The 25,666-nt window shown below is 35.2% G+C and carries 29 protein-coding genes and 1 tRNA gene; 23 read left to right on the top strand and 7 right to left on the bottom strand.

Annotation, left to right across the window (positions count from 1 at the left end):
- Window positions 1-22 precede the first annotated feature (22 nt).
- Window positions 23-289 carry a DUF4834 family protein gene (locus ACTF48_RS01715; protein WP_438961408.1) on the bottom strand — a complete coding sequence of 89 codons (267 nt, stop codon included), beginning with the start codon at window positions 287-289 and terminating at the stop codon, window positions 23-25.
- 89 nt (window positions 290-378) lie between these two features.
- Here ACTF48_RS01715 and ACTF48_RS01710 point away from each other — a divergent pair, with 89 nt between their 5' ends.
- The 9 genes from ACTF48_RS01710 to ACTF48_RS01670 all read left to right on the top strand — a co-directional run bounded on the left by ACTF48_RS01710 (window position 379) and on the right by ACTF48_RS01670 (window position 6,898).
- Entirely contained in the window at window positions 379-1,341 is a 963-nt protein-coding gene (locus ACTF48_RS01710) for a transporter (RefSeq protein WP_438961407.1), read from the top strand.
- A gap of 9 nt (window positions 1,342-1,350) precedes the next feature.
- Complete coding sequence (locus ACTF48_RS01705; protein WP_438961406.1) at window positions 1,351-2,475, top strand: GNAT family N-acetyltransferase; 1,125 nt, start codon at window positions 1,351-1,353, stop codon at window positions 2,473-2,475.
- Window positions 2,476-2,525: 50 nt separating this feature from the next.
- Window positions 2,526-2,909, top strand: coding sequence for an alkyl hydroperoxide reductase (locus tag ACTF48_RS01700; RefSeq protein ID WP_438961405.1), 384 nt, complete (start codon window positions 2,526-2,528; stop codon window positions 2,907-2,909).
- Complete coding sequence (locus tag ACTF48_RS01695) at window positions 2,906-3,274, top strand: DoxX family protein (RefSeq protein WP_438961404.1); 369 nt, start codon at window positions 2,906-2,908, stop codon at window positions 3,272-3,274. Before ACTF48_RS01700 ends, ACTF48_RS01695 begins: the two co-directional genes overlap by 4 nt.
- Window positions 3,275-3,310: 36 nt before the next feature.
- Window positions 3,311-3,724, top strand: a complete 414-nt coding sequence (locus ACTF48_RS01690; protein ID WP_438961403.1) for a hypothetical protein — start codon at window positions 3,311-3,313, stop codon at window positions 3,722-3,724.
- 307 nt (window positions 3,725-4,031) lie between these two features.
- Complete coding sequence (locus ACTF48_RS01685; RefSeq protein WP_015363810.1) at window positions 4,032-4,895, top strand: sigma-70 family RNA polymerase sigma factor; 864 nt, start codon at window positions 4,032-4,034, stop codon at window positions 4,893-4,895.
- Between the two features lie 343 nt (window positions 4,896-5,238).
- Window positions 5,239-5,877, top strand: a complete 639-nt coding sequence (locus tag ACTF48_RS01680; protein WP_438961402.1) for a DUF937 domain-containing protein — start codon at window positions 5,239-5,241, stop codon at window positions 5,875-5,877.
- Window positions 5,878-5,969: 92 nt separating this feature from the next.
- The gene (locus ACTF48_RS01675) at window positions 5,970-6,380 is read left to right on the top strand and encodes a DUF6146 family protein (protein WP_438961401.1); all 411 of its coding nucleotides are present in this window, start codon (window positions 5,970-5,972) and stop codon (window positions 6,378-6,380) included.
- 14 nt (window positions 6,381-6,394) lie between these two features.
- Window positions 6,395-6,898, top strand: a complete 504-nt coding sequence (locus tag ACTF48_RS01670; RefSeq protein WP_438961400.1) for a DUF6787 family protein — start codon at window positions 6,395-6,397, stop codon at window positions 6,896-6,898.
- 343 nt (window positions 6,899-7,241) lie between these two features.
- On the opposite strand, the gene ACTF48_RS01665 is transcribed toward ACTF48_RS01670, so the two are convergent.
- Window positions 7,242-7,315 (bottom strand) — tRNA-Arg (locus ACTF48_RS01665).
- 418 nt (window positions 7,316-7,733) lie between these two features.
- Between ACTF48_RS01665 and folE the strand changes: the two genes are divergently transcribed.
- The 10 genes from folE to ACTF48_RS01615 all read left to right on the top strand — a co-directional run bounded on the left by folE (window position 7,734) and on the right by ACTF48_RS01615 (window position 18,196).
- The gene (folE, locus tag ACTF48_RS01660) at window positions 7,734-8,330 is read left to right on the top strand and encodes a GTP cyclohydrolase I FolE (RefSeq protein WP_438961399.1); all 597 of its coding nucleotides are present in this window, start codon (window positions 7,734-7,736) and stop codon (window positions 8,328-8,330) included.
- A gap of 54 nt (window positions 8,331-8,384) precedes the next feature.
- Window positions 8,385-8,684 (top strand): hypothetical protein, encoded by a 300-nt coding sequence (locus tag ACTF48_RS01655; protein ID WP_438961398.1) that lies wholly within the window; start codon window positions 8,385-8,387, stop codon window positions 8,682-8,684.
- A 114-nt stretch (window positions 8,685-8,798) separates the two neighbouring features.
- Window positions 8,799-11,255 carry a DUF5916 domain-containing protein gene (locus tag ACTF48_RS01650; protein ID WP_438961397.1) on the top strand — a complete coding sequence of 819 codons (2,457 nt, stop codon included), beginning with the start codon at window positions 8,799-8,801 and terminating at the stop codon, window positions 11,253-11,255.
- Between the two features lie 47 nt (window positions 11,256-11,302).
- Window positions 11,303-11,971 (top strand): ABC transporter ATP-binding protein, encoded by a 669-nt coding sequence (locus ACTF48_RS01645; protein WP_438961396.1) that lies wholly within the window; start codon window positions 11,303-11,305, stop codon window positions 11,969-11,971.
- The gene (locus ACTF48_RS01640) at window positions 11,964-12,734 is read left to right on the top strand and encodes a TIGR02757 family protein (protein WP_438961395.1); all 771 of its coding nucleotides are present in this window, start codon (window positions 11,964-11,966) and stop codon (window positions 12,732-12,734) included. Before ACTF48_RS01645 ends, ACTF48_RS01640 begins: the two co-directional genes overlap by 8 nt.
- A gap of 37 nt (window positions 12,735-12,771) precedes the next feature.
- The gene (locus ACTF48_RS01635; RefSeq protein WP_438961394.1) at window positions 12,772-13,971 is read left to right on the top strand and encodes a sensor histidine kinase; all 1,200 of its coding nucleotides are present in this window, start codon (window positions 12,772-12,774) and stop codon (window positions 13,969-13,971) included.
- A 50-nt stretch (window positions 13,972-14,021) separates the two neighbouring features.
- Window positions 14,022-15,926, top strand: coding sequence for a BatA domain-containing protein (locus tag ACTF48_RS01630; protein ID WP_438961393.1), 1,905 nt, complete (start codon window positions 14,022-14,024; stop codon window positions 15,924-15,926).
- Window positions 15,923-17,173 (top strand): dihydroorotase, encoded by a 1,251-nt coding sequence (locus ACTF48_RS01625; protein WP_438961392.1) that lies wholly within the window; start codon window positions 15,923-15,925, stop codon window positions 17,171-17,173. Before ACTF48_RS01630 ends, ACTF48_RS01625 begins: the two co-directional genes overlap by 4 nt.
- A complete protein-coding gene (locus ACTF48_RS01620) occupies window positions 17,166-17,522 on the top strand; it encodes a hypothetical protein (RefSeq protein WP_438961391.1) in 357 nt (118 codons plus the stop codon). The genes ACTF48_RS01625 and ACTF48_RS01620 overlap by 8 nt, the downstream gene beginning before the upstream one ends.
- The gene (locus ACTF48_RS01615; protein WP_438961390.1) at window positions 17,522-18,196 is read left to right on the top strand and encodes an alpha/beta hydrolase; all 675 of its coding nucleotides are present in this window, start codon (window positions 17,522-17,524) and stop codon (window positions 18,194-18,196) included. The genes ACTF48_RS01620 and ACTF48_RS01615 overlap by 1 nt, the downstream gene beginning before the upstream one ends.
- Here the strand turns inward: ACTF48_RS01615 and ACTF48_RS01610 are convergent.
- Window positions 18,193-18,684, bottom strand: coding sequence for a hypothetical protein (locus ACTF48_RS01610; RefSeq protein WP_438961389.1), 492 nt, complete (start codon window positions 18,682-18,684; stop codon window positions 18,193-18,195). The two genes, ACTF48_RS01615 and ACTF48_RS01610, sit on opposite strands and share 4 nt — an antisense overlap.
- A 1-nt stretch (window position 18,685) precedes the next feature.
- Window positions 18,686-19,447, bottom strand: coding sequence for an MBL fold metallo-hydrolase (locus ACTF48_RS01605; RefSeq protein WP_438961388.1), 762 nt, complete (start codon window positions 19,445-19,447; stop codon window positions 18,686-18,688).
- 91 nt (window positions 19,448-19,538) lie between these two features.
- Between ACTF48_RS01605 and ACTF48_RS01600 the strand changes: the two genes are divergently transcribed.
- The gene (locus ACTF48_RS01600; protein WP_438961387.1) at window positions 19,539-20,993 is read left to right on the top strand and encodes a TonB-dependent receptor; all 1,455 of its coding nucleotides are present in this window, start codon (window positions 19,539-19,541) and stop codon (window positions 20,991-20,993) included.
- A 73-nt stretch (window positions 20,994-21,066) separates the two neighbouring features.
- Here the strand turns inward: ACTF48_RS01600 and bcp are convergent, their stop codons facing one another.
- Window positions 21,067-21,516: a thioredoxin-dependent thiol peroxidase gene (gene bcp, locus ACTF48_RS01595; protein WP_438961386.1), complete on the bottom strand. Its 450-nt coding sequence runs from the start codon at window positions 21,514-21,516 to the stop codon at window positions 21,067-21,069.
- A gap of 34 nt (window positions 21,517-21,550) precedes the next feature.
- Here bcp and ACTF48_RS01590 point away from each other — a divergent pair, with 34 nt between their 5' ends.
- Window positions 21,551-22,210 carry an endonuclease III domain-containing protein gene (locus tag ACTF48_RS01590; protein WP_438961385.1) on the top strand — a complete coding sequence of 220 codons (660 nt, stop codon included), beginning with the start codon at window positions 21,551-21,553 and terminating at the stop codon, window positions 22,208-22,210.
- Window positions 22,211-22,290: 80 nt separating this feature from the next.
- Here the strand turns inward: ACTF48_RS01590 and ACTF48_RS01585 are convergent, their stop codons facing one another.
- Window positions 22,291-23,436 carry a vWA domain-containing protein gene (locus ACTF48_RS01585; RefSeq protein ID WP_438961384.1) on the bottom strand — a complete coding sequence of 382 codons (1,146 nt, stop codon included), beginning with the start codon at window positions 23,434-23,436 and terminating at the stop codon, window positions 22,291-22,293.
- A 192-nt stretch (window positions 23,437-23,628) separates the two neighbouring features.
- Here ACTF48_RS01585 and ACTF48_RS01580 point away from each other — a divergent pair, with 192 nt between their 5' ends.
- A complete protein-coding gene (locus ACTF48_RS01580) occupies window positions 23,629-24,168 on the top strand; it encodes an inorganic diphosphatase (protein ID WP_438961383.1) in 540 nt (179 codons plus the stop codon).
- Between the two features lie 203 nt (window positions 24,169-24,371).
- On the opposite strand, the gene ACTF48_RS01575 is transcribed toward ACTF48_RS01580, so the two are convergent.
- Window positions 24,372-24,893, bottom strand: a complete 522-nt coding sequence (locus ACTF48_RS01575; RefSeq protein ID WP_438961382.1) for a hypothetical protein — start codon at window positions 24,891-24,893, stop codon at window positions 24,372-24,374.
- A 56-nt stretch (window positions 24,894-24,949) separates the two neighbouring features.
- On the opposite strand from ACTF48_RS01575, the gene ACTF48_RS01570 reads away from it, so the two are divergent.
- Window positions 24,950-25,657, top strand: coding sequence for a hypothetical protein (locus tag ACTF48_RS01570; protein WP_438961381.1), 708 nt, complete (start codon window positions 24,950-24,952; stop codon window positions 25,655-25,657).
- The last annotated feature ends 9 nt before the right edge of the window (window positions 25,658-25,666 follow it).

Below are 25,666 nucleotides of genomic sequence, written 5' to 3'. Positions count from 1 at the left end.
GGCAATCTATTAAGGTTGAAAATTAATCAATTTCCTCAAAGTCCACGTACTCACCTACTACTTTCTTTTCGGTAGGTTTGTTAACTTTTTTATGGTTAGAAGTTCTATTAGTTTGAGAGTTTTTAATATCTGACATATTCATACCGCTGCGTTTTTCAAAACTACGAGCCATGCGCTGCATCGCCTTTTTTCCTAACCATGCCAAAATACTCTTTCCATAATACTTAAATATTAAACGTAAGGTTACATAAACCACGAGAACTATAAGTAAAGCTTGTAAAAATTTCAATAGATTATAATTTTAGGTAAAATTAAAAACTCATTTAATCATTACTCTTTAATATATCTTAAATTTGAAGCCTTATAGAATATCATTTTATGAAGGCTTGGACTCAAAAAATATTATTTGCTATAGTGTGTTTCATCAGCATGTCTACCGCTGCTCAGTATACAGAAACCGTTAATACTAACAATCCTGGGCTATCTCAAGGTGCCTTTGCTGTAGGGAAAGGTGTTGCTCAAGTTGAGGGAAATTTATTTTATCGCACAGAAGAGCATCATTTACAGCGCTATGAACGCGACTATACAGGATTAAGTATGCAACTGCGCTATGGAGCATTTATGGAACGTTTAGAATTCTCATACATAGGGACATTTGCTAGTGTGAAACAATCAGATAATCGTGGTTTCGGTAATGTGGACAGTAAATTTTCAAATTTTTCACGTAGTACGATCGGTGCTAAATATTTAGTATTTGATCCTTTGAAATTTTGGGGTGAGAAAAAGGTAAATCTGTTAAGCTGGAAAGCAAATAGAAGATTGAACTGGAAAGATTTAGTTCCTGCGGTTTCCATTTATGCTGGAGCAAACATAGATTTATCTGAGACTAATTCTCTCACGCCTCCTAATGACCCTTCATTTTCTCCTCGATTTGAATTAATCACGCAAAACAACTGGGGACAATGGGTTTTTGTGACTAACTTTATTGTAGACCGTATTTCTACAGATTACCCTTCTTATGAATGGATTCTTACCATGACACATAGTATTAATAGAAAATGGGCTGTTTTTGGCGAGTATCAAGGATTCAAATCAGACTTTTATAGTGATGATTTAGGTCGTGGTGGTATTGCATACTTAATTAGTAAAGACTGGCAGGTTGATGCTAGTGCTACTATAAACTTTAAAGATACACCTAGTGTTTTTCAAGCAAATGTAGGGATGTCTTACCGTTTTGATTTTCATAAAGATGATGAAGCCATCAGTCAGAAAAAAAACCTAAAAGGTACTGGCGATGATAAAGGAAAGAAAAACAAGAAAAAGAAAAAAATAGATTTCTAAGAATCTCCTATGATTGAAATCAAGCAAATAAGTTCTAAGGCTGATGTGAAGAAGTTTGTAGCCTTCCAGCAAGAACTATATAAAGATAATAAATACTACGTGCCACCCATCATAAAAGATGAGATGGCAAATTTTGATCCTGAGAAGAATCAAGTATTTAAAAATGCAGACTGCTGGATGTTTCTAGCTTATCGAGATAAAAAAATAGTAGGACGTATTGCTGCTATTATTAATTATATCGAGGTTAATGAACAAAAGAAACCTAAAATGCGTTTCGGATGGCTAGACATGATTGATGACATAGAGGTCACTAAAGCACTTCTTAAAGAAGTTCACCAAATAGGAAAAGACAAGAACCTAGAATATGTGGAAGGTCCTGTAGGGTTTTCAAACATGGATAAGGCAGGCTTACTCATAAAAGGTTTTGAAGAATTAAGTACCATGATTACATGGTATAACGCTCCATATTATAAACAACATTTAGAGCAATTAGGCTATGAAAAAGCCGCAGAATGGGTAGAATTCAAATTTGAACCACCTAATCCTATTCCTGAAAAGATCAACAAATTTGCAGATATAATAGGAAAAAGATACAAGCTTAAAACTCTCAAGTTCAAGTCTACCAAAGAAATACTGCCTTACGTAGATGATATGTTTGATCTTCTAAATAAGACATATAGCAACTTAGTAACCTTTGTTCCTATCCAGCAATACCAGATTGATCTTTACAAAGAAAAATATCTTCCTTTTATAAATCCAGATTTTTTAGAACTCGTGGTTGATGAGCATGAAAAACTAATAGGTTTTGCCATAACCATGCCTTCATTTTCTCGTGCCTTACAAAAAGCAAAAGGTAAATTATGGCCGCTTGGTTTTATGCATTTATTAAAAGCCAAAAAGAAAAACGATAGAGCAGCTTTCTACCTTATAGGAATAGATCCAGAATATCAGGGAAAAGGAGTTACCGCAATGATGTTTAGAAACGTCACGCAAAACTTTATGAATTACGGCGTTACACTGTGTGAAACTAATCCAGAACTTGAAGATAACTTAGCCGTTCAGGCCTCTTGGAAAAACTATGACCCTATACTTCACAAAAGAAGACGTACTTACAGAAAAGATATAAAATCTTAGTATGGTTGTAATTTAAACAAGCTCACCTAGACCTAAGCTTAAAACATTTTATGAAACTTACACTTCAACTTGCTGCAATATATAATTTGATTTGGGGCGCTTGGGTGGTGTTATTCCCTAATCATTTCTTTGAATTAGTAGGTATGGAACCCTTAAATCACCCTATGGTATGGCAAGGCATGGGAATGGTTATAGGCGTTTATGGTCTCGGTTATTGGTGGGCAAGTAATGATCCCATGCGCCACTGGCCTATCGTCGCAGTCGGCTTTTTGGGTAAGATTTTTGGACCATTAGGATTTATTTTTAATTATTTACAAGACGTTGTTCCATTGGAATTCATCTATACCTTAATCACAAACGACTTCATTTGGTGGATACCGTTTTTTTTAATTCTCAAGAAGGTTCATACAGATCATAATTGGAAACTCACATGAAACGCAACCTGCTACGCTACTCTTTTGTAGTTTTTTATACCGTTGCCGGCATCATGCACTTCATCCAGCCAGATGTTTATCTGGAAGTGATTCCTGACTGGATGTGTTATAAATCATTAATCAATTACACAGCAGGATTTGTAGAACTATTAGTAGCGGTAATGGCGTGTTTTAAACTCTCGCAACAGTTAACTAGTTATATAACCATAGCTATGCTACTAGCCTTTACCATTTCACATATCTATTTTATACAAATGGGCAGTTGTGCTGGAGATTTTTGTATCCCTGAATGGATAGCTTGGATACGATTAATAGTTATTCATCCATTATTAATTTGGTGGGCATGGAAAATTAGAAAAGCATAACAGATAGACCTTACTCCAACCTAGAAAATCAATTATATGAAAATAGAAATATTTAGACTCGCTATAGACTTTGGTCTTATGGTATTAATATGGATGGTACAATTGTTAATTTATCCAGGTTTTAAGTACTTTGGAAAAGATGGGTTGAGTAGATGGCACAAAATCTATACGAGAAACATTACATTTATCGTAGCACCGTTAATGTTTCTACAAATAGGGTTAGTAATTTATTTCTGGTTGTATTATCACTTAATGTTTGCGCCTAATCTTGTTTATGCTATTTTGGTAGCACTTACATGGATATCAACAGTATTTATATTTATTCCCATGCATGCCGCCATAGATAAAAACCCAACTGAACAAAATCTTCACAAACTGACACAATACAACTGGTTACGTGTCATATTATGGACCGCAATAGTAATTCTAGATTTTTTCTTAATTTTTTAACAAGACTTAAATGGTCCTCTTATTCAGGTTTTGTTCATTAGTTTAAAAATAAAATTAAAGATAAGGATTCAAATAAAGGCCTATTAACGTTATGGTTGTAAAGAATACGCTTTCGCGAAAGCGTAAAACCAAAACCATATCTGTAACAAAAAGCATCATCTTACGACTCATAAATAGTAGCACATCTCGCACTATTACTGGTCTGAATAAGTGTCATAAACAACTGTTTTGGTATGATTTTTGCTAATATAACAAAGCCTGACAAAAGCTGTCAGGTACTATAAACTTTTTAATCTTTATACATTAAATGAGACAACTCAAAATCACCAAGCAGGTTACCAACCGTGAGTCTAAATCGCTGGATAAGTACCTACAGGACATCTCTAAAATTGATCTAATCACGGCAGAGGAAGAAGTGGAACTGGCACAGCGTATTAAAAAGGGTGATCAGAGAGCTCTAGAGAAACTGACTACTGCAAACTTACGTTTTGTGGTTTCTGTTGCAAAACAGTATCAGAATCAAGGGCTTAAACTTCCAGATCTTATTAATGAAGGTAATGCAGGTCTTGTAAAGGCTGCCAAAAGATTTGATGAAACTCGTGGATTTAAATTCATCTCATACGCAGTATGGTGGATACGCCAGTCGATTCTTCAAGCACTAGCAGAGCAGTCCCGTATCGTGCGTTTACCTTTGAACAAAATCGGATCTATAAACAAGATTAATAAGGCATTTTCACACCTTGAGCAATTACACGAGCGCCCACCATCACCAGAAGAGCTAGCAAAAGAGCTAGACATGACGGTAAGCGACGTTAAGCAGTCTCTTAAAAACGCAGGTCGTCACGTATCGATGGACGCACCTCTTAAAGAAGGAGAAACCTCTAACCTCTATGACGTAGTGCGTAGTGGTGAGTCTCCTAATCCAGATAGAGAATTATTGCATGAGTCACTTACACTTGAGATCACTCGCGCACTTGAGACTTTATCACAAAAAGAGGCAGACGTTATTTCTCTTTACTTCGGTATAGGGAATCAACAACCTATGAGCTTAGAAGAGATCGGTGAAACCTTTGATTTAACTCGTGAGCGCGTGCGCCAGATTAAAGAAAAAGGAATCAAAAGATTGCGTCAAAACTCAAGAAGTAAAATCCTTAAGTCATATTTAGGGTAATCAGTCCCTACATTTTTTTATTCAAGCGCCCTTTTCAGGGCGCTTTTTCTTTACATAAATTACTAAAAAACAAGCTAAAATAACTTTATACCAAATTGCGTTTATAGCCCTGAGCTACAAGTCTAGTTAGCTCACTGGACTTCAAAAACTGTAAATAAAAAATACGTAGCCATTTTTAAGAATAAAGGGCACTTCTTTATGAAGCATGATCATGCTGGATTATGGTATTTTATCGTTTAAAATTACGCTTTCGCGAAAGCGAACTTAAAAGAGAAATCTAAAAGGATAATTAAACCTTAGGATACTTTAATTTACAATTCATTAAACATTATAATGTATCACAATGGATTCTATATTAAACCTTTTACAATCAGATTTAGGACAGACACTTATCAATGGTGCTGCTCAAAAGACAGGTCAACCAGCAGATAAAACAGCAAATGTATTATCACAGGCTATGCCTTTAATACTAGGAGCTATGCAACGTAATGCAGCTACACCAGAAGGTGCGAGTGCTTTAAACAGTGCCTTAAGCGATCAGCGTCACGGCGGTGGAGTACTGGATATGTTAGGCGGGCTTTTTGGCGATGGCGCAGGTAGCCCGGATGATTTAGTTAATGATGGTGCTGGTATTTTAGGTCATGTACTAGGAGCTAAACAACCGCAAGTAGAAAGTGCTCTTTCTCAATCTAGTGGTATGGATGCTAGTAACGTGAGTGAAATTATTAAAATGGCTGCTCCTATTCTTATGGGTATGCTAGGAAAACAAAAACAGGCTGAAAATGTAGACCAAAACGGAATAGGAGATCTTTTAGGATCTGTCCTAGGACAGTCTGGAGCAAAAGATCAATCATTTATCGAACAAATCCTCGATGCAGACGGTGATGGTAGCATCGTTGATAATGTAGCAGGAATGGTACTAGGTGGCGACAAGAAAAAAGGTGGTCTAGGAGGATTACTAGGTGGGCTTTTTGGAAAGTAAATAACTCAATGAAAACCGCCTTTTACTCGTTCATATATAGTATATACGAGTTATGGCGTGTAAGGTTGTTTTTGTGGCGTTATATTTACCCCATGAAAACAACCTTTTATTTTATAGCCCTTCTTGCCCTTATCGTGAGTTGTAATAGTTACAGGCCTAGTACTAGAAATGGTTCACTTGCTATACAGACTAAATCTGACACTTTGCGTATTGCTAATGATAGTTTAGAGTATGAACTCATCGTCATAGAACCTGGTTTTAATGCCTGGCTCGTTACTCAACCGCCCAGAGGTTATTATGCACAAAGCACTCTAGAGATGCGCAACAAACTCTACGTTAATGAATACAACTTGCGTGTAAATAATGCCTTAAGTTACGATCCTAGTTTGTATCAATGGCGCATAGATTATGAAAATGACGTAGATTATGGCTATGAAGTAAATTACTTGCTCTATAATTACTTTCTTTTCTTTGAAAAACGATATAATCAACGGCTGCGGTAGTGTATTTTTGCACCATGCAAAAAATCAAAAAAAACTGGGACATTTCTAGTAATTGGCAACTTATATTCATTGTATTAGGTGTATTAAGCTTACTTGCTTGTGGTTATTTTATAGCTTCACGAGTAATGCCTTCTCATTTTGAAGATGTAACTTATGAATATCTCTTTATTTATGGAGTGACAGTATTCCTAGCTTACATTTTCTATAGGTTTTGTATGTGGGTTTTTCCACGCTTGATCACTAAATGGAATATTAAACAGCGCTGGGAAATGATAGCCATATTTATAGTGTTTGCCATTACAGGATCTGCGGCTGCACGACTCTCTTCACCTCTACTGGAATTTTTAGGAATTGATCAGGATTCTATGTCGGCATGGACTTTCTGGCCACTACGCTTACTCATCATCTTCCCTATTTATCAAGTATTGCTAGTGGTAAATGGATGGATCTTTGGACAGTTTAAATTTTTCTGGTGGTTTGAAAAAAAGATGCTGGCACGATTTGGCTTAAAGCTGTAAAACTTAAAAGCGTTTCATCATAACTCATACCAAAAGGAATAATACCAAATTGAATTTATAAAGTCTTAATAAGCACAAATTGGTATAATGAAACAGTCTAAAGATTTTTAATTTAAATCTTAGAGAGGTGAAAGGCAAAAAAACCGGGCATATCAGGCAGCTACGAAGAGACTCGAGCAAAGCTAACAGATGAACACCATAGGAAATAAAAACGTCGTGTATATTTTTTAACGAAGCAACCTGGAATTAAAACAGAAATATCGGAACACTTAATTGTTGTTTTGGTAAAACTGTACCTAAAATAAAAAACCACTCTGTACAGAGTGGTTTTTTAAATTACTTGTGATCGCGACAGGATTCGAACCTGTGACCGTCTGCTTAGAAGGCAGATGCTCTATCCAGCTGAGCTACGCGACCTAATTTTTAAAGCGGTTGCAAATATACCATTATTTTGTTTTGAGAAAAACAATATTTAAAAATTTGAGAAGAAATAATTGTATTTAAGCATAGACATCTGTAAATCAGTAGATGTAAAAAAAGCAGTAGACAATAACTCCTATATATAATAAGGTCTAAGCGATATAATTAGTCCATTATTACAGGTAATAATAGCTGTGCATAAAAGATAAACGTAACTATTTAAAAACATCGGTTATAGGTATAAAGTGAGGAAATAAACTAGTGTTAAGCCCAGCCACACTCCTACTATTTTATATTTCCTTTTTACTTAAAGTTAGAAGCTACATTAATAATGTGAACACCTATCTTAAATTGTTTAACAAAATATTTATTTTATTAAACGTAATAAGTGTAATTTTACTAAAAAATTAGAATAATGTCTTATAGAGTTTTTGAAGAGTACCATATTGAAACTACTGAAGAAATAAAAGACCAATATAAAGGAGTCATAGAACAAATAGGTGAAGATGTTCAAAGAGAAGGGTTATTAAAAACTCCTGAACGTGCCGCCAAAGCAATGCAGTTCCTTACCTCTGGTTATGAGCAAGATCCTGCAGCCATACTCAAAGGAGCCATGTTTGCTGAGGATTATAATGATATGGTAATTATTAAAGATATTGAGCTTTATTCACTTTGTGAGCACCACATGTTACCTTTCTTTGGTAAAGCACACATAGCTTACATCCCTAATGGACATATCGTAGGACTTTCTAAAATACCTCGTATCGTAGACGTTTTTGCTCGCAGGTTACAAGTACAAGAGCGTTTAACACATGATATCCTAGAATGTATCGATGAAACACTTAAACCTAAAGGTGTCGCAGTAGTCATAGAAGCGTCTCACATGTGCATGATGATGCGTGGCGTACAAAAACAAAACAGTTCCACCACAACCAGTGGTTTCAGAGGACAGTTTGAAAAAGGTGAAACACGTGCCGAGTTCCTTAAACTGATATCGTCTAAATTGCACTAAAATCACTTATGGAACGTTTTTTGACTATATTTATTTAGTTAAAATTACAATTACATGTTTGAATCAAAACGCTCAAAACTATTTTTCGGGATCATCTTTGATCTAGTGGGAATTGCGTCTTATCTTATTCCAGGAATAGGTGAATTTACAGATATAGGATGGGCACCGGTTGCTGGTTATTTAATGACTAGACTATATCCTGGAAAAGCTGGTGTTGCCGCTGGTATTATTACCACAATTGAAGAATTAGTACCAGGATTAGATATCATCCCATCATTCACAATAATGTGGGTTTACACATACTTAATTAAAAAAGAAAACCCTACCCAGGTTATAGATGTAGAAGAGGTTTAATCACTGGTTTAAAAACATACTGGTAACTATTACATTTAGTAACTGTATTAAATTAACACCACTTTAAAGATTATAGAAAACATAGCTTTTAGTTTTGAAATTCTATTATAATCTATGAATCGTCTTGCTATTTTACTGATAATGTTATGTTGTTACGCTTTCGCGAAAGCGAATACCACGACAATACAACAAGATACAACTATCATTAAGAGGAAATCTTATGAGGCAACCCGTATTTCCACGCCGCCTCAAATAGATGGAAAACCATTTGAAAAAATCTGGGATCAAATTCCTACCGGTGGTGATTTTATTATGACTGAACCCATAAATGGTCAGGCTGAAAGAAAAACACACCCTACAGAGTTTAAAATCGCTTATGATGATAATGCAATATACGTTGCTGCATATTTATATGACAATGAACCCGAAAAAGTCTTAAGACAGTTCTCTCAAAGAGATGACATAGATGCACAAGCAGACCTTTTTGGCCTTTATATTAATACCTATAATAACCAGATCAATCAGACTCGTTTTTTTGCAACTGCTGGTAATTCCTTAGGAGACGCTGTTGTGGAAGGAAATCGTCAGGACTTTTCCTTTAATGTCGTTTTTCTTTCTGAAGTAAGTTTTGATCAGAAAGGATGGTATGTGGAAATGCGCATTCCGTATAGAACATTAAGATTTCCTGAAAAGAAGGTTCAAGACTGGTCCTTTCAAGTGTTCCGTAGAATACGTCACTTAAATGAAGAATATAGTTATAACTACATAGATATTACAAAAGGTGTAAACACGCAGTATGACGCTTTACTTACTGGTATTGAAGATATAAACCCGCCATTAAGATTAAACTTATATCCTTATCTCACTACCATACATGATAGACTTGATGGAAACAACTCCACAAACTTTGCAGCAGGACTAGATATTAAATATGGTTTAAGTGATGCCTTTACACTAGATGCTACCTTGATTCCTGATTTTGGTCAGGTAGCTTTTGATCAGGTAGTTTTAAATTTAGGCCCATTTGAACAATTGTTTGCAGAGAATCGAGCCTTTTTTACTGAAGGTGTAGACCTATTTAATAAAGGTAATATTTTTTTCTCTAGAAGAATAGGTCAAACGCCTACTGGCGCTAGTGATATAGATACACTAGAAAGCGAGGAAATTCTAGAGAACCCTTCTAGTGCTCAATTACTAAATGCTGTAAAAATTACAGGCCGTACAAATAGTGGCCTAGGAATAGGATTTCTTAATTCTATTACTGAGAAAACAGAAGCCGTGATAAGAGATAATAATACAGGAACTAAAAGAAATCTAATTACTGAACCTCTTACAAATTATAATGTTCTCGTACTTGATCAACAATATGGCAATAACAGCTCTATAGCACTGGTAAATACAAATGTCCTGCGCAATGGAGCGTTCACAGATGCAAATGTTAGTGCTATGGCCTTAAATCACAATAATAAACGGGCAACACAGAACTTAAGAGCTCAGGCAAAAATGTCTAACCGTTTTACAATTACAGGAACTGAAACAGGTTATGCGACAGAGCTGGACTGGCGTGTTACCGCAGGTAAATGGAGACCACGCTTGGGTCACTTTTTTGTAGATCGTGGTTACAACCCTAATGATTTAGGTCGCAATTTTAGAACTAACCGTCACACCTTTGTCGCTGACCTAGATTATGTACAATTAACACAACAAGGAATTTTTAATCGTTATGAGCTCCGGTTAAATGTAAGACATAGGAGAGCTGCTACTCCTGCTTTTCACACGGGTACAGAAGTAAGTTTTAATCCGTTTTTTATAACAAAAGAGCGTTTCGCATTTGGTTTAGATATTAATTATAATACTGAATTTAAAGATCAATTTGAATCTCGTATTGAAGATGCTATTGTGCGATATGGTGCAGGCTTTTTTACAGGTGGCTTTATCTCAAGTGACTATCGTAAAAGATTTGCTATTGACGCTAGAGCTGGAAGATATAAGAGATTTAATGAAAAGGAACATAATTATAATTATCGCATAAGTCCGCGTTATAGGTTTAGTGATCAGTTCTTGTTGATCCACAGTATCAATTGGAGAAAAAGCAATGATAGAATGAGTTATGTAACTCTATCTAATAATGACACTACCTCTATCCTTAGTGAAAGAGATACTCACAGTGTAGAAAACAGAGTTACTGGAACTTATAACTTTAATAATCGCAATGCTTTAAGCATCAGTTTTAGGAATTTCTGGTCTAGAGCTACCTTTAGTAAGGATTTTAAAGAACTACAAAGAGACGGAACTGTAGCTGATAGTGATTACACATTAGAAGATGATTTTAATCCTGATGCAAATTTTAATATATGGAATCTAGATCTCTCTTATCGCTGGCGTTTTGCTCCTGGCAGTGAAATGACACTACTCTATCGCAATAGTATGAACAACTTTGATAATCAAGGTACGATAAGATTTGAAGAAAGTTTAGGAACTCTTTTTGAACAACCAGTAAGGCACAATTTCTCAATCCGCATTAATTATTTTATAGACTTTAATGAAGGACCGCAATGGTTTAAGACTTAATTGAAAATTCATAAAGTCACCTAGATAAAATTTCTACATTTGTAGCTATGATACAAGCGCAACATATTTATAAAAGCTTCGGCGATTTACAGGTACTTAAAGGTGTAGATTTAAGCATACAGGCTGGTGAGATCGTGAGTGTAGTGGGAAGTTCTGGTGCCGGAAAAACCACTCTTTTACATATTCTAGGAACTTTAGAACAACCAGATTTAAAATCAGAAACCTCTCTACTCATAGATGGGACTGATGTTACTCAATTAAACGCTAAAGCTTTAAGTAAATTTAGAAATGAATCCTTAGGCTTTATTTTTCAGTTTCACCAGTTGTTACCAGAGTTTAGTGCTCTTGAAAATGTATGCCTACCTGCTTTTATTAAAAACACACCTAAAGAAGTAGCTATAAAAAGGGCAAAGGAATTACTTGATTACTTAAAATTATCAGATCGTTTTAATCACAAACCTGGAGCACTGAGCGGTGGTGAGCAACAAAGAGTAGCAGTAGCTCGAGCACTTATTAATAACCCAAAAGTGATCTATGCAGACGAGCCTACAGGGAATCTAGACAGTGCGACTGCACAAGACTTACATGAACTAATTTTTAAATTACGAGAAGAGTTTAACCAGACTTTTGTTATCGTTACCCATAATGAAGAACTTGCAAATCTTGCAGACCGCAAACTAGTAATGCAAGATGGTAGATTTTTAAGTAATGACTAGGGCACAGCTCAAAGAATTTCTTGATGCAAAAGTGGAACAATACAACGTTCCAGACTTTATACCTCATGACCCTATTCAGATTCCGCACCTTTTTACAAATAAAAAAGATATAGAAATCGCGGGCTTTCTAGTAGCTACTATAGCATGGGGAAACCGTAAATCCATTATTAATAATTCCCATAAACTTATGGAATTAATGGAACATGCACCTGCAGATTTTATAAGGAATCATACAGCGTCTGACCTGGATCGATTTGACGGTTTTGTGCATCGTACCTTTAATAATGAGGATTGCAAGACCTTTATGCGTTCTTTAAAACATATAGAACTGCGTTATGGTGGTTTAGAACACGCTTTTGCAAAAGCGTATCAAGAAACATCTCATCTTCAACATGCTATCTCTATGTTTAAACAACTCTTTTTTGAGATAGAACACATGCCACGTACCCAAAAGCATGTCAGTGACCCTATGAAAAACAGTAGTGCCAAAAGAATCAACATGTACTTAAGATGGATGGTACGCAATGATAAGGCTGGTGTAGATTTTGGAATCTGGAATACCATTCCTATGAGCGCCTTATCTCTTCCACTTGACGTACATACTGGAACTATAGCTCGCAAGTTAAAAATGATCAAGCGCAAACAGAATGATGCAAAAACAGTTACTGAGCTAGACACTATTTTGCGTAAACTAGATCCCATCGATCCAGTGAAATATGATTTTGCGTTATTTGGTTTAGGAGCTTTTAAAGAATTAGGGTAAATTAAATATCATAGTTTTAACTTTACCTTTGTAAGTGATGAAAAAGGCGACGTTGCACATTAATGAACAAAAAAGACTGGACTTACTTAAATCATTTAAAACAGATGATCGCAGGCGCAAGGATTTAGAGGAACTTACAGAGTTAGCATGTAAACTAACTAATGTTCCTAATAGCTTCATATCCATAGTAGATGTAAATACTGTATGGTTTAAATCTCAAAATGGGATAGAATTAAATGATACTCCACGAGAGTTGTCATTTTGCGCACACGCCATTAATCATGATAAGGGTTTCTATAGTATTAATGATACGCTAGAGCATCCTGATTTTGAAAATCACCCTTATGTGATTGATGAAAAACCTATTCGTTCCTATGCTGGAGTGCCGCTTAAAGATAAAAACAACTTACCACTAGGAACCATTTGTGTACTGGATTATAAACCTCATCAATTTACTAAAGATGATCAGCAAGCCCTTGAACTTATTGCAGATCTCGTAATGAGACATTTAACGCTTTACAAAGTAAATGAAGAGCTTAAAGAGTCTCAAGAACGATTAAAAGAAAATAACGAGTTGCTCAAGGAGTTTGCCCGTACGGTTTCACATGACATGAAAATGCCACTGGCAAACATGGTCCTTACTACAGATTTAGTCGCAAAGAAATATGGAGATACTATAGATCAATCTGGTAAAGACTATCTCAAATATATTAAAGACGCCGCCTTTGGTCTTTCTGATTATGTGACCCAAATCCTTTCTCATTATGAAAGTGATTCTTATATGATTGAAGAAAAAGAAGTATTTGATATATATACTCTTTTAGAACACATTCAAGAAATGCTTGCCTTACCCGATGAAGTTAATTTCATATTACCAGAGGATAATATGGAATTAAATATTAATAAAAGTGCAATGGAGCAAATTCTAATCAATCTTATAGGTAATGCTCAAAAGTATAATGATAAAGAAAAAATTAAGATCAGTATTAGTGCTGGTGAGAGTTTAGATTCATATAAAATAAGTGTAAGGGATAACGGTATGGGAATTCCCGAAGACAAAAAAGAAGAAATTTTTAAAATGTTCAGCACACTAAATATTTCTGATCGTTTAGGTAAAAAAGGAAACGGAATAGGCCTTAATACTGTTTTAAAACTAGTAGAAAAACTAAATGGATCTATAGATGTCAAGTCTGAATTAGGTAAAGGAACAGAATTCATCGTGACTCTATCAAAATAAAGTAGGTCAATCTGATATAAGATATTATCTTTGACTAATCTAAGGAATTAATGATATTTAAAAACCCATTACTACTTTACGGACTCCTATTTCTTATAGTCCCTATTATTGTTCATTTATTCCAGTTAAGACGTTTTACTAAAGTTTCTTTTACAAACGTAGCTTTTCTCAAACCACTTATTACACAAACTCGTAAAAGCCGCCAGCTTAAAAAGTGGCTCACCTTAATCGCTAGAATGGCCGCAATAGCATGTATAGTGCTAGCATTTACCCAACCTTTTGTTCCGGGAAGTGACATTGCGATCCGTGAAAAAGAGACCGCTATTTACCTAGATAACTCTTATTCTATGCAAAGCACAGGTTCTCAAGGAGAACTCTATAAAATGGCAATAACAGACCTGCTAGAGCGCTTGCCTAATGAACAAAATATTAATCTTTTTACAAACGATAATACTTATAAAAACGTCACTAAAAAAGAGATCGCAAATGATCTTCTTAACTCGGGTTATAGTGCTCAATCTCTGAGTTATGAGCAAGTACAGCTTAAAGCAAACTCCTTATTAACTCATAAAAATAAAAGAAAAGAGCTCATTATAATATCAGATTTTCAAAAGTCTACTTCTGAATTTCCTGACACCATTAATGGTTTAAAAAGAAAGCTTGTTAATCTTCAACCTCAAACAAACATTAATATATCCATAGACACTGCGTTTATTAAATCACGGGATACAAACTCTATAGAAATAAACGTTGATATATCTAGTAATGAAAGTATTACTAATCCGGTAACATTAAGTTTAGAAAATAACGGGATTTTAGTATCTAAGACTAGTGTAGACCTAAGTTCTAGCAGCGGTAGTGCTATATTTAATTATAATAGTGAAGAGACTCTTAATGGACGTATCTACCTAGATGACAGCGGCCTTTCTTTTGATAACGAACTTTTTATTACAAATAATAACCAGCACAAAATTAAAGTTCTAGCCATTAATGATGTTGAAGGTGATTTTCTCCATCGTATATATAAAAATAATGAATTTGATTTCACCGCAGTTAGAGCGAGAGATCTCAACTTTAACCTTCTAAAGAATCAGAATTTTATAATCCTAAATGAAGTACAAAACATATCTACTAATCTGGCTCAAGAGCTGAACGATTATTTAAAAAATGGCGGCTCACTGTTAGTAATCCCGTCGTTAGGACAATCTGGATACGAATTCATTAACAATGTTCAAGGCGCACAAGAAATTAGTGAAAACAAAAAGCGTATCACTGAAATTAACTTTAATCACCCCATATTAAAAGGAGTTTTTAACGAGCGAGTTTCTAACTTTCAGTATCCTAAAGTTAACGCTCGTACAAATACTATTACAGCTTTAAATCCCATACTTAAATATGAAGATGGCTCCAGTTTTTTATTTCAAAAAGATAAGGTATTCCAATTTACAGCTCCATTAAATGATGAAAATTCAAATTTTAAGAACTCACCTTTAATAGTTCCCGTACTTTATAACATGGCTAGAAATAGTTTACCTATTTCACAATTATACTATTACACTGGTGTAAGTAACAAGGTTAGTGTTCCGGTTGCTATTAAAAGTGATGAAATTCTACAACTTAAACACACATCACAATCATTAATACCGCAACAGCGTGCTTTTAACTCCTACGTACTTCTCGAAGTAAATGATGAGTTAAAACACACTGGTAATTATCAAGTTATTAAAAAAGAAGAAGTTATTACTAACCTTAGTTTTAATGCAAACCGTATAGAAAATAAGCTAGAATATTTCACTACGGCAGAGTTAGGAGATAAAAACATTTATAACTCCATCGAGGACTTAGTATATAAATTAAGTGAAGAAGAAGGAATATTAAGTCTCTGGAAATACTTTGTTCTAGGTGCTTTGTTCTTTTTATTTTGCGAATTATTGATTTTAAAGTTTTTGAAATGATATTATTAAAGAACGTTACAATCGTAAATGAAGGCTCGAGTTTACACCTTAAAAAAAGAGATCTTCTAATAAAAAACGGTAAGATTCATCAAATTGCCTCAAACCTTACAAATGAAGATGCGCAAGTAATCTCTAAAGAAAATCTTCACGTTTCAATAGGCTGGATGGATAGTAGTGTGTGTTTTGGTGAGCCAGGATTTGAAGAAAGACAAACTTTAAAAAATGGAATAGATACTGCAGCAAAAAGTGGTTTTACGACTATTATGCTCAACCCTAATAATCAACCTAATCCTCAAGACGCCTCTGGCATCAATTACTTAAAGGGAAAAGCAAGTAATGAGGCTGTCACAGTCCTGCCTGTAGGGAACTTCACAATTAATCAAGAAGGTGAACATCTAGCAGAATTATATGACATGCAAAAAGCTGGTGCCATTTCTTTTTATGATTTTAAAAAATCCATCAACAATACAAACCTTTTAAAAGTAGGATTGCAATATGTAAAGTCATTTGGAGGAATCATCCAGTCCTATCCACAAGATAATCATCTAGCTGGAAAAGGAATGGTTAATGAAGATGATACAACCATACACTTAGGCCTCAAAACCTCACCAGCTATAGCAGAGGAAGTCCAAATAGCGCGAGATATTCAAGTCGCAGCATACACAGGAGCGAGATTACACATTCCTACCATAACAACAGCCGCGAGCGTTTTACTTATTAAAGAGGCTAAAAAGAAGTACTCAAACATAACTTGTAGTGTTTCTACAAATCATTTATTTCTAAACACCTCTTCCCTAACTGATTTTAATACACATTCTAAAATACAGCCGCCTTTGCGAGATGAGAAAAATAGAAACGCTCTTCTTAGCGGCCTTAAAAATGGTGTTATAGACACTGTAACATCAGATCACATACCACTTAATGTAGAGCACAAAGCTGTGGAGTTTGATCAGGCCAGTTACGGTAGCATAGGACTAGAAAGCACCTATGGAGTTTTACAAAATTTACTACATACAGAGAAAACGATACAAGCATTAACTTCTAGTTATGAAGTTTTTGGGAAAGAAAAACCACAAATAAAAGTAGGCGAAATTGCTAATTTAAGCCTCTTTGTACCTGATGAAAAATATACTTTTGAAAAAGAACATATCATATCCAGTTCTAAAAATAGTGCGGTATTAGGTAAAAAGTTAGTAGGTAGAGCTTATGGTATTATCAATAACAAAAAATTAGTGTGGAATGGATAAGCAACCAGCAGGAAAAAACTTAGCGCTCATAGGATATGCTAGTGCTCTCTTTCTATTTTTTCATTTAGTTGTGTGTATTGCTATTTTTGGAATGGCACTCATATTAAATAATGGTAAGAACCAACCCTTTGCGGCATTTCATTTGCGACAAATGTTTGGTATCCTTCTCGCAGCAATCGTAGTCAGTGTTTTTGCAGATAATTTACCTACCGGAATCATCCCTCTTTTAATGACCTGTTTTTTTGTAGTACTTGCGGCACTAGGACTGGTGAGTACTTTAAAAAATCAAACAGATGCACTTCCATTAGTAGGTCCACTTTTCCAGAAATGGTTCAATTTTATTAAATAATGAAAGCTCGTTCAGATCTATCCCTTAAGCATGTTATAAGACCTGCACTTAAAGAAAACGCTCCATTACTCCTATTACTTCATGGTTATGGCAGTAATGAGGAGGATTTATTCTCTTTTACACCAGAATTATCACAAGAATTCTTTATCGTTTCTGCACGTGCTCCATATGATTTACCTCCTTATGGAGCAGCATGGTATGCGATTAACTTTGACGCTACTGGCGGTAAATTCAGTGATGTGAATCAAGCAAAACAGAGCATGACATTACTTCTCAAATTTATAGAAGAACTTAAAAACAGTTACTCTATTTCTCAAGAGCAAATTAATATTCTAGGCTTTAGTCAAGGAGCTATCTTATCATATGGATTAAGTCTATCCTATCCACAATTATTTGATAAAGTAGTGTGTATGAGTGGTTATTTAAATGAAGAAATGATTTATAATCGGGAGGAGTTAGAAGCACGCTTTCGCGAAAGCGTAACAAAACCATCCTATTTCATTTCACACGGGACCGTAGATCAAGTAGTACCCTATGCATGGGCTAAACTTGCTCCAGACATCTTAAAAAACCTAGAACTCGATTATGTTTTTAAAGATTATCCTATAGGTCACGGCGTGGCTAGGGATAATTTTTATGATATGAAAGCCTGGCTGGAAAAAAACTCTAACTAATTATACAGTAATGACTTTAGAGTCTCCATAGATAATTCATTATTTTCATTAAAATTATATTGAATTAGCACTTCTCCCCAGTTTTCTCCATCGGCAAAATTTGCGATTAACCACTTATGATTAAGTACCTGCATATCATTAATTTGATAACCTCTACCTTCTCCTATATATTCCACTAAAGGATTTCCACCTTTAACAAGGTTTTTTTCTAGAAGATAATCCATAAGCAAAGCCTCAACACGATCTCTATCTAGACCACTAGCTGCAAAATAGTCATAAGCCTCTTCGTTATTTTTTAAAGTAAATAAACTGGTAGAACTACCTAACGTGTTAGTTTCTTGTAATTTTTCTTCGGCTGCTTTAAGTTTATCTTCCAGTTGAATGTAAGCAGCATCTTGTGACTCCTGGATCTTTCTTGCATTTACATACAGGATTAAGGCTATTAACGAAGCAAAAATGAATAAATATAAATAAAGGTTACGTTTCATATTAAATATGGATTTTTAAGTTATCATAAGCCAGAAAAACTCCTTCTGGTAATTTTTTTTCAACATCTTCATGGAAACCTAAATGATGACTTATGTGTGTGAAGTAAGTACGTTTAGGATTCAGTTCCCTTACTAATTCTAGCGCTTCATCTAGGTTTAAATGTGTTTTATGCTCTTCTTCTCTTAACATATTAAGAACAAGCACCTCTAAATTTTTAAGCTTTAATTGTTCCCTTACTGCAATTGTCTTAACATCAGTCATGTATGCAAAATCACCTATTCTGAATCCATGTACCGGAATAAAACCATGATCTGCAAGCACAGGAATCACTTCTATTCCAGCCGCCATGAAATTATCAGTATTAAATTCATGCACCGTTAAGTCTGCCACACCAGGATACTTATTTTCTGTGGCAAACATATAACTAAAACGCTCTTGTAAAGCAAGGTGAACTCTTGAGGTCATGTGGCAATTAATCTCACCTTGTCTAAAGAAAAAAGGTCTCAAATCGTCTAAACCTGCAGTATGGTCTGCGTGCTCATGAGTAAAAAGTACACCGTCGATTTTTTTCACATCATGCTTTAACATTTGCTGTCTAAAGTCTGGTCCACAATCTATAACGAGGCGTTTCCCATCAACCTCTATCATAGCACTAACTCTCAGTCTTTTATCACGAGAATCATCGCTTAAACATACAGGATGTTCACTACCTATAACGGGAATTCCTTGAGAGGTACCAGTACCTAAAATGGTGATTTTCACTTTGTAGAATTTAGGTTAAAAATACTTAATATTTTTTGTTCTACGCTGTGGTTTGCTACCTTTGTGTAAACCTTTTAATAGCCATACCATAATGGGAGTTACCTTACCTGGAGATAAAGATTTTGAATCTGTCCCGTCGATTAAAAATAAGTCTTTAAGAATCAACTTGAACCGTAATATCTACGGTACGTTTGCAGAGATAGGCGCTGGACAAGAAACGGTACGTCATTTCTTTAGAGCAGGTGGAGCATCTGGTACTATAGCAAAGGCTATGAGTGCCTATGATAAAGATTTTTCAGACGCTGTTTATGGTATTCAAGATGATGGACGTTATGTGACCGAGGCTCGCTTGCGCCGCATGTTAAAATATGAGTCTGATCTTATAGAAGAACGTATTGCTAGAGATAAACATCCTGAAAAGATGTTCTTTACTTATGCAAACACAGTTGCTACTATTGATTTTGCAAAAAAATATAAAGGCCACGGTTGGGTAGGTATTAAATTCCAAGCTGCACCACTAGAAGAATATTCAGAAATAGTCTTACATGTAAGATTCAAAGAAACTGATGCTCGTTTACAGCAAATCACCCTAGGAATTTTAGGTGTGAATTTAATTTATGGTGCTTTTTACAAACATGACCAGCCTAAAAAACTACTCAAATACCTTTATGATCATATCGATAAGGATAAAATTGAGATAGACATGATCAACTTTGACGGTCCGCGATTTAAACAAGTTGATAATCGCCTCATGTCTCTACAGTTGTTACGCAATGAAATGACTGAAGCTGTTATGTTCGGTCCTGATGGAAAAAATATTTTAAGCGCGCGTATCCTTTACAAGAAAAATGTACTAGCCTTAAGAGGTAGTTTCAGGCCAGTGACTAAGGTTAACATGGACATGTATGAAAAGGCAAAAACCATGTTCATTAAGTCTGGTAAAGTTCAAGAAGATAAACTAGAGACTATTTTTGAAATTACACTTTCTAACTTAAAGGCTCAAGGAGAAATAGACGAAGAAGATTTTATGCACCGCGCAGAGCTTTTATGCTCTCTAGGTCAAACAGTTATGATTTCTAATTTCAAAGAATACTATAGACTTGTAGAGTATTTTAACAACTATACTAAGGAGCGTATAGGATTAGTTATGGGTGTGAATAACCTGGTAGATATATTTGATACTAAGTATTATACTCATTTAAGTGGTGGGATTCTAGAAGCCTTCGGAAAACTATTCTTTAAAGACTTAAGAGTCTATCTCTACCCTATGTTTGATAAAGAAACAGGTGAATTAATCACAAGTGAAAACATTAAAGTTCATCCTCGTATGAAAGAACTTTATAAGTTCTTTAAGTACAATGGTCGTGTGATAGATATAGAAGAATATGATGAAGAAATCATGCATATTTTTTCTAGAGAAGTTTTGCGCATGATTGCTGCAGGTGAAGAAGGATGGCGCGAGATGTTGCCAGCTGGAATTGCTGATTTGATTGATGAGCAAAATCTATTTGGCTGTAATACTAATGGTTTGATCGAGACATCTTAATTTAATAAGCTCATCAAGCATAAAAAAAAGACCGCAATAATAGCGGTCTTTTTTAATCTCATAAATTGCTCTTTTATAGAATTTGAGCAGTATGATCTTTGGTTTTTACCTTAGTAATCACATCAGTAATAACACCATTTTCATCGATCACAAAAGTAGTTCTATGAATACCATCATACTCTTTACCCATAAACTTCTTAGGACCCCAAACTTTATAAGCATTTAATAACCTGTGATCTTCATCAGCGAGCAGGTCATAAGGTAATTCATACTTGTTTTTAAAATTCAATTGTCTTTTAGGACTATCTGCACTAGCACCTAGAATCTCGTATCCGCTTTCGCGAAAGCGATCTACATTATCTCTCAGGTTACAAGCCTCGGCCGTGCAGCCAGGAGTACTTGCTTTAGGATAGAAAAATAAAACTAACTTTTTGCCTTTAAAATCGGCTAGAGACACGGCATTTCCATCTTGATTCACTACTGAAAAATCTGGTGCTTGATCTCCTGCTTTTAATGTGGTCATAATTGTATTTTTGTTGAAAGCATAAATTTATAACATGAATAAAGAGGAAAGAGTAAATTTTATCATAAATAAACTGGAAGAACTCTATCCAGAAATACCGATACCTCTAGATCATAAAGATCCATACACTTTATTAATAGCCGTATTAATGAGTGCTCAAAGTACTGATGTAAGAGTGAATCAAATCACACCTCTACTCTTTAAACGTGCTGATAACCCTTATGATATGGTGCGCATGTCTGTAGATGAGATACGTGAAATTATTAAACCAGTAGGACTATCACCTATGAAAGCTAAAGGAATTCACGGTCTATCACAAATGATTCTAGACTTACATGATGGAAAGGTACCACAAACCTATGCAGAACTAGAGGCTATGCCTGCTGTAGGTCATAAAACGGCTGCGGTGGTAATGTCACAAGCTTTTGGCATTCCAGCATTTCCTGTAGACACTCATATTCACAGATTAATGTACCGCTGGAACCTTACTACCGGTAAAAACGTAGTTCAAACAGAAAAAGATGCTAAACGCTTGTTTCCAGAAGAAAAGTGGAACGATTTACATTTACAAATCATCTGGTACGGTCGTGAATACAGTCCGGCACGTGGCTGGGATCTAGAAAAAGATATCATTACTAAGACTGTAGGAAGAAAAAAAGTGCTGGATGAATATTATAAAAAGTTAAAGAAGTAATACCGAATTTCAAATTCCTAGTCGGGTATATAAATAAAACAAACAATATAACGTTAAACGTAATATCATACTTTTAACTATCACTTTAATCTTTTTTTTCTATTAGCTTCATAGTCTGTAAAAATCATTTCGCCTAGACCTTGCAGACCGGTGAAGAAAGCTTTTCCCTGATTAGCCTCTGTAAATTCATCTACAAATCGTTGTAAATAAGGGTCATTTGCAATCATAAAGGTAGTAATGGGAATATGTAACCTGCGTGCTTGTGCTGCCATAGTGTAGCATTTATCAACAATGTACTCGTCTAAACCGTTACTATTTTTATAATAACGACCATCCTTTAATCGCAAACAGCTAGGTTTACCGTCAGTAATCATAAAAATTTGCTTATTAGTATTGCGCTTGCGACGCAGTATATCCATAGCAAGCTGTAAACCAGCTACAGTATTAGTATGATATGGACCTACTTTTAAATATGGCAAATCAGCAATTTTAATGGGCCAGGAATCATTACCGAAGACGATAATGTCTAAGGTATCTTTAGGATAACGAGTCGTGATCAACTCTGCTAGTGCCATAGCTACCTTTTTAGCAGGTGTGATACGATCTTCTCCATAGAGAATCATGGAGTGTGAGATATCAATCATTAGTACGGTAGACATTTGAGCCTTAAACTGCGTGTCTTCTACCACCAGATCATCTTCAGTAAGATTAAAGTTTCCCATACCATGATTAATCTGTGCGTTACGCAAGCTCTCTGTCATAGAAATACGGTCTAGCCCATCTCCAAAACGATAAGATCTATAATCACCGCTATGTTCATCTCCAGTTCCTAATTTACCTGTTTTGTGATTACCGCTATTCCCTTTACGCATGTTACCAAAGATTTGTTCTAGGGCATGCTGCCGCAGGAGTTGCTCAGTTTTGGCAGTAATTGAGAAAGCTCCTGAACCTGCTTCATCACCAGTTCCATCGCCACCAGTAGTAGGATCTATTTCCTGCTTAATATAACCACGTTCTAGTAAATCATTTATAAAATCATCAATAGTGTATTCTGGAGTTGTGAGTTTATATTCTTTATCCAGCTCGCGTAACCAGTCTATAGCCTCGTCAAAATCTCCTGATGTATGCGTAATTAATTCTTTAAATATCCCAAATAACTTATCAAATGGATCAACATCTTTAGGATTAAAGAATTCAAATTTATAACCAGCTCTTTCTTGCATCATAGGTTAAAGATAGTCGTGATAAATGATAATTCCTTCCTTGAACCATCAATTTAACATGGCTTTAAAACATAAAAGTTGCTTTAAGGTTCTTTATAAACGGTTTAAGTATGTTTATCATGGAGATTATTGTGAATTCGCTTTCGCGAAAGCGTAAACCATACTATTTTTGCAATCCTTAAAAAACAAGGAATTATGAGACAACATCCATGGCATGATGTAAGTTATGGCGACAATGCGCCAGAGAAAGTAACGGGCATTATAGAGATCCCAAAGAACACAAGAGCAAAATATGAGCTGGATAAAGATTCTGGAATGTTGATTCTAGATCGTGTTATTTACTCCTCTATGTACTACCCTACTAACTATGGTTTTATACCGCAGACTTATTGTGATGATCAGGATCCACTAGATATTCTTGTGCTTTCTCAAATCGAGATCGTACCTATGTGCCTAGTGGACTGTAAAGTTATAGGTGTGATGCAAATGCTGGATGGTGGTGAGATGGATGATAAAATCATAGCCGTAGCTGCCAATGATATGTCAGTAGCGCACTTTAATGATGTGAGCGAGTTACCAGAATACTGGAAAAAAGAAATGCGCAATTTCTTCCAAGATTATAAAAAACTAGAAAACAAAACCGTAGAAGTTGAAGAGTTCCAAGGTCGTGAAAAAGCTATGGAAATCGTTAAACAGTCTATTGTAGATTATAGGAAGAAGTTTCCAAAGAATTAGTTATCAGTTAACTGTTATTAGTTATCAGTTCATGTAAATATAAAAATCAGCTCTTTTTAAAGAGCTGATTTTTTTTTGCCAAATAAAATATCACTCTGAAAAATCCAACTCGGTGAGCTGGATTTTTTGCTTCCTATTGATTCATATCCATAGATGCGGACTTAAGTCCGCATCTATGGATAGTTACAACTACCTGACACCTACTATTTCCCACTTCCTTTAAACTGCTGGTCCTTACTGGCAAAAAGCACATTAAAAGTTGTAAGACTTCCATAAATCCTGGTGATGTATTGCTGTAAATCTACCTTTGATTGATCATCTAAATCAGAGCTGTTGATTTTTTGTTCCATAACGCGCAGTCTATCACGCAACATCACTATTTTATGCCAGAATGTATTAATAGGTATTTCTTTTACAGAGAGATTAGGGTCTGCGGGTTTGAGCACTAAAGTTCCATTTTTATACTTATCGGCTATCGGCACGATTTGAGAAACATCAGAAAAGCGTTGCAGGATTTCTCTCAGGCTTTTTTCTACTTCATAAAAACTCACGGTATCGACATCATCTTCGCAGGCTTCAATCACTTCAAATTCTTCATCTACATCTATGGTTTCTAGGCCATCTTTTTGAAAGGTTACCCAGTAATGTTTTGCAGTAACATTGGTCACTACTCCAAAACCATAAGTGGCATGATTAATTCTAGAGCCTATTCCTAATATTTTCATGTATTCTTTTTTTGCTTGATTATCTTTGAGCATAATTTCTATAAATACATTGAGCTTTGAAAAAAATATTTAAATTTTTATTAAAAATCGTTCTAGGACTTCTTGCCTTTCTTTTGATCGGTTTTATAGTTTTAAAGTTAGTTTTTAATGAAGATATACCGCAAGGAGAAAAAGGCGCCAAAGCTGATGAACTAGGCTATGCCATTCTAGAAGCAATCAACCATAAAGAGTTTACTGAGGTAAAAGAAATTCACTGGACCTTTAGAGGAGTAAATCGTTATGTATGGAAGTTGCAACAAAATGCCGTAGATGTTTTTTGGGATGATTATAAAGTGGCATATGTGACTACGTATCCTCAAATTAGTTTTGCCTGGAAGGATGGAAAAAAGTTAAAAGGTGAAGAATTACAAAAGGCGATAGAGTATGCTGGTAAAAATTTTAACAATGATAGTTTCTGGGTAGTAGCACCTCATAAAATAATGGATATAGGAACTGAACGAGAGCTCATTGAAGAAGAAGGGAAAAATAAATTACTCGTGAGATACACCACTGGAGGAACCACTCCAGGAGATGTCTATTTATGGGAAGTTGATGAAAATAATAAACCCATTGCATTTAAAATGTGGGTGAGCATCATCCCTTTTGATGGGATTAAAGCAGAATGGAACGACTGGAAAATGACCGATGGTGGTTTTCCACTTCCTTATTCTAAAAGTATGTATGGAATTGAAATTCCTGTAAGCGATTTAAAGGTAGTGAAGTAAGGATTAGTT

This window comes from Nonlabens sp. (assembly GCF_965660805.1).
In the GTDB taxonomy this organism is placed as follows: domain Bacteria; phylum Bacteroidota; class Bacteroidia; order Flavobacteriales; family Flavobacteriaceae; genus Nonlabens.
The sequence above is the reverse complement of the archived record's forward strand: the minus strand, read 5'-3'. Positions and strand labels throughout refer to the sequence as shown.

Bases quoted from the DNA above. Each gene is read 5' to 3' on its own strand.
- ACTF48_RS01710 (WP_438961407.1), top strand. From the start codon at position 379: ATGAAGGCTTGGACTCAAAAAATATTATTTGCTATAGTGTGTTTCATC.
- ACTF48_RS01705 (WP_438961406.1), top strand. From the start codon at position 1,351: ATGATTGAAATCAAGCAAATAAGTTCTAAGGCTGATGTGAAGAAGTTT.
- ACTF48_RS01700 (WP_438961405.1), top strand. From the start codon at position 2,526: ATGAAACTTACACTTCAACTTGCTGCAATATATAATTTGATTTGGGGC.
- ACTF48_RS01695 (WP_438961404.1), top strand. From the start codon at position 2,906: ATGAAACGCAACCTGCTACGCTACTCTTTTGTAGTTTTTTATACCGTT.
- ACTF48_RS01690 (WP_438961403.1), top strand. From the start codon at position 3,311: ATGAAAATAGAAATATTTAGACTCGCTATAGACTTTGGTCTTATGGTA.
- ACTF48_RS01685 (WP_015363810.1), top strand. From the start codon at position 4,032: ATGAGACAACTCAAAATCACCAAGCAGGTTACCAACCGTGAGTCTAAA.
- ACTF48_RS01680 (WP_438961402.1), top strand. From the start codon at position 5,239: ATGGATTCTATATTAAACCTTTTACAATCAGATTTAGGACAGACACTT.
- ACTF48_RS01675 (WP_438961401.1), top strand. From the start codon at position 5,970: ATGAAAACAACCTTTTATTTTATAGCCCTTCTTGCCCTTATCGTGAGT.
- ACTF48_RS01670 (WP_438961400.1), top strand. From the start codon at position 6,395: ATGCAAAAAATCAAAAAAAACTGGGACATTTCTAGTAATTGGCAACTT.
- folE (WP_438961399.1), top strand. From the start codon at position 7,734: ATGTCTTATAGAGTTTTTGAAGAGTACCATATTGAAACTACTGAAGAA.
- ACTF48_RS01655 (WP_438961398.1), top strand. From the start codon at position 8,385: ATGTTTGAATCAAAACGCTCAAAACTATTTTTCGGGATCATCTTTGAT.
- ACTF48_RS01650 (WP_438961397.1), top strand. From the start codon at position 8,799: ATGAATCGTCTTGCTATTTTACTGATAATGTTATGTTGTTACGCTTTC.
- ACTF48_RS01645 (WP_438961396.1), top strand. From the start codon at position 11,303: ATGATACAAGCGCAACATATTTATAAAAGCTTCGGCGATTTACAGGTA.
- ACTF48_RS01640 (WP_438961395.1), top strand. From the start codon at position 11,964: ATGACTAGGGCACAGCTCAAAGAATTTCTTGATGCAAAAGTGGAACAA.
- ACTF48_RS01635 (WP_438961394.1), top strand. From the start codon at position 12,772: ATGAAAAAGGCGACGTTGCACATTAATGAACAAAAAAGACTGGACTTA.
- ACTF48_RS01630 (WP_438961393.1), top strand. From the start codon at position 14,022: ATGATATTTAAAAACCCATTACTACTTTACGGACTCCTATTTCTTATA.
- ACTF48_RS01625 (WP_438961392.1), top strand. From the start codon at position 15,923: ATGATATTATTAAAGAACGTTACAATCGTAAATGAAGGCTCGAGTTTA.
- ACTF48_RS01620 (WP_438961391.1), top strand. From the start codon at position 17,166: ATGGATAAGCAACCAGCAGGAAAAAACTTAGCGCTCATAGGATATGCT.
- ACTF48_RS01615 (WP_438961390.1), top strand. From the start codon at position 17,522: ATGAAAGCTCGTTCAGATCTATCCCTTAAGCATGTTATAAGACCTGCA.
- ACTF48_RS01610 (WP_438961389.1), bottom strand. From the start codon at position 18,684: ATGAAACGTAACCTTTATTTATATTTATTCATTTTTGCTTCGTTAATA.
- ACTF48_RS01600 (WP_438961387.1), top strand. From the start codon at position 19,539: ATGGGAGTTACCTTACCTGGAGATAAAGATTTTGAATCTGTCCCGTCG.
- bcp (WP_438961386.1), bottom strand. From the start codon at position 21,516: ATGACCACATTAAAAGCAGGAGATCAAGCACCAGATTTTTCAGTAGTG.
- ACTF48_RS01590 (WP_438961385.1), top strand. From the start codon at position 21,551: ATGAATAAAGAGGAAAGAGTAAATTTTATCATAAATAAACTGGAAGAA.
- ACTF48_RS01585 (WP_438961384.1), bottom strand. From the start codon at position 23,436: ATGATGCAAGAAAGAGCTGGTTATAAATTTGAATTCTTTAATCCTAAA.
- ACTF48_RS01580 (WP_438961383.1), top strand. From the start codon at position 23,629: ATGAGACAACATCCATGGCATGATGTAAGTTATGGCGACAATGCGCCA.
- ACTF48_RS01575 (WP_438961382.1), bottom strand. From the start codon at position 24,893: ATGAAAATATTAGGAATAGGCTCTAGAATTAATCATGCCACTTATGGT.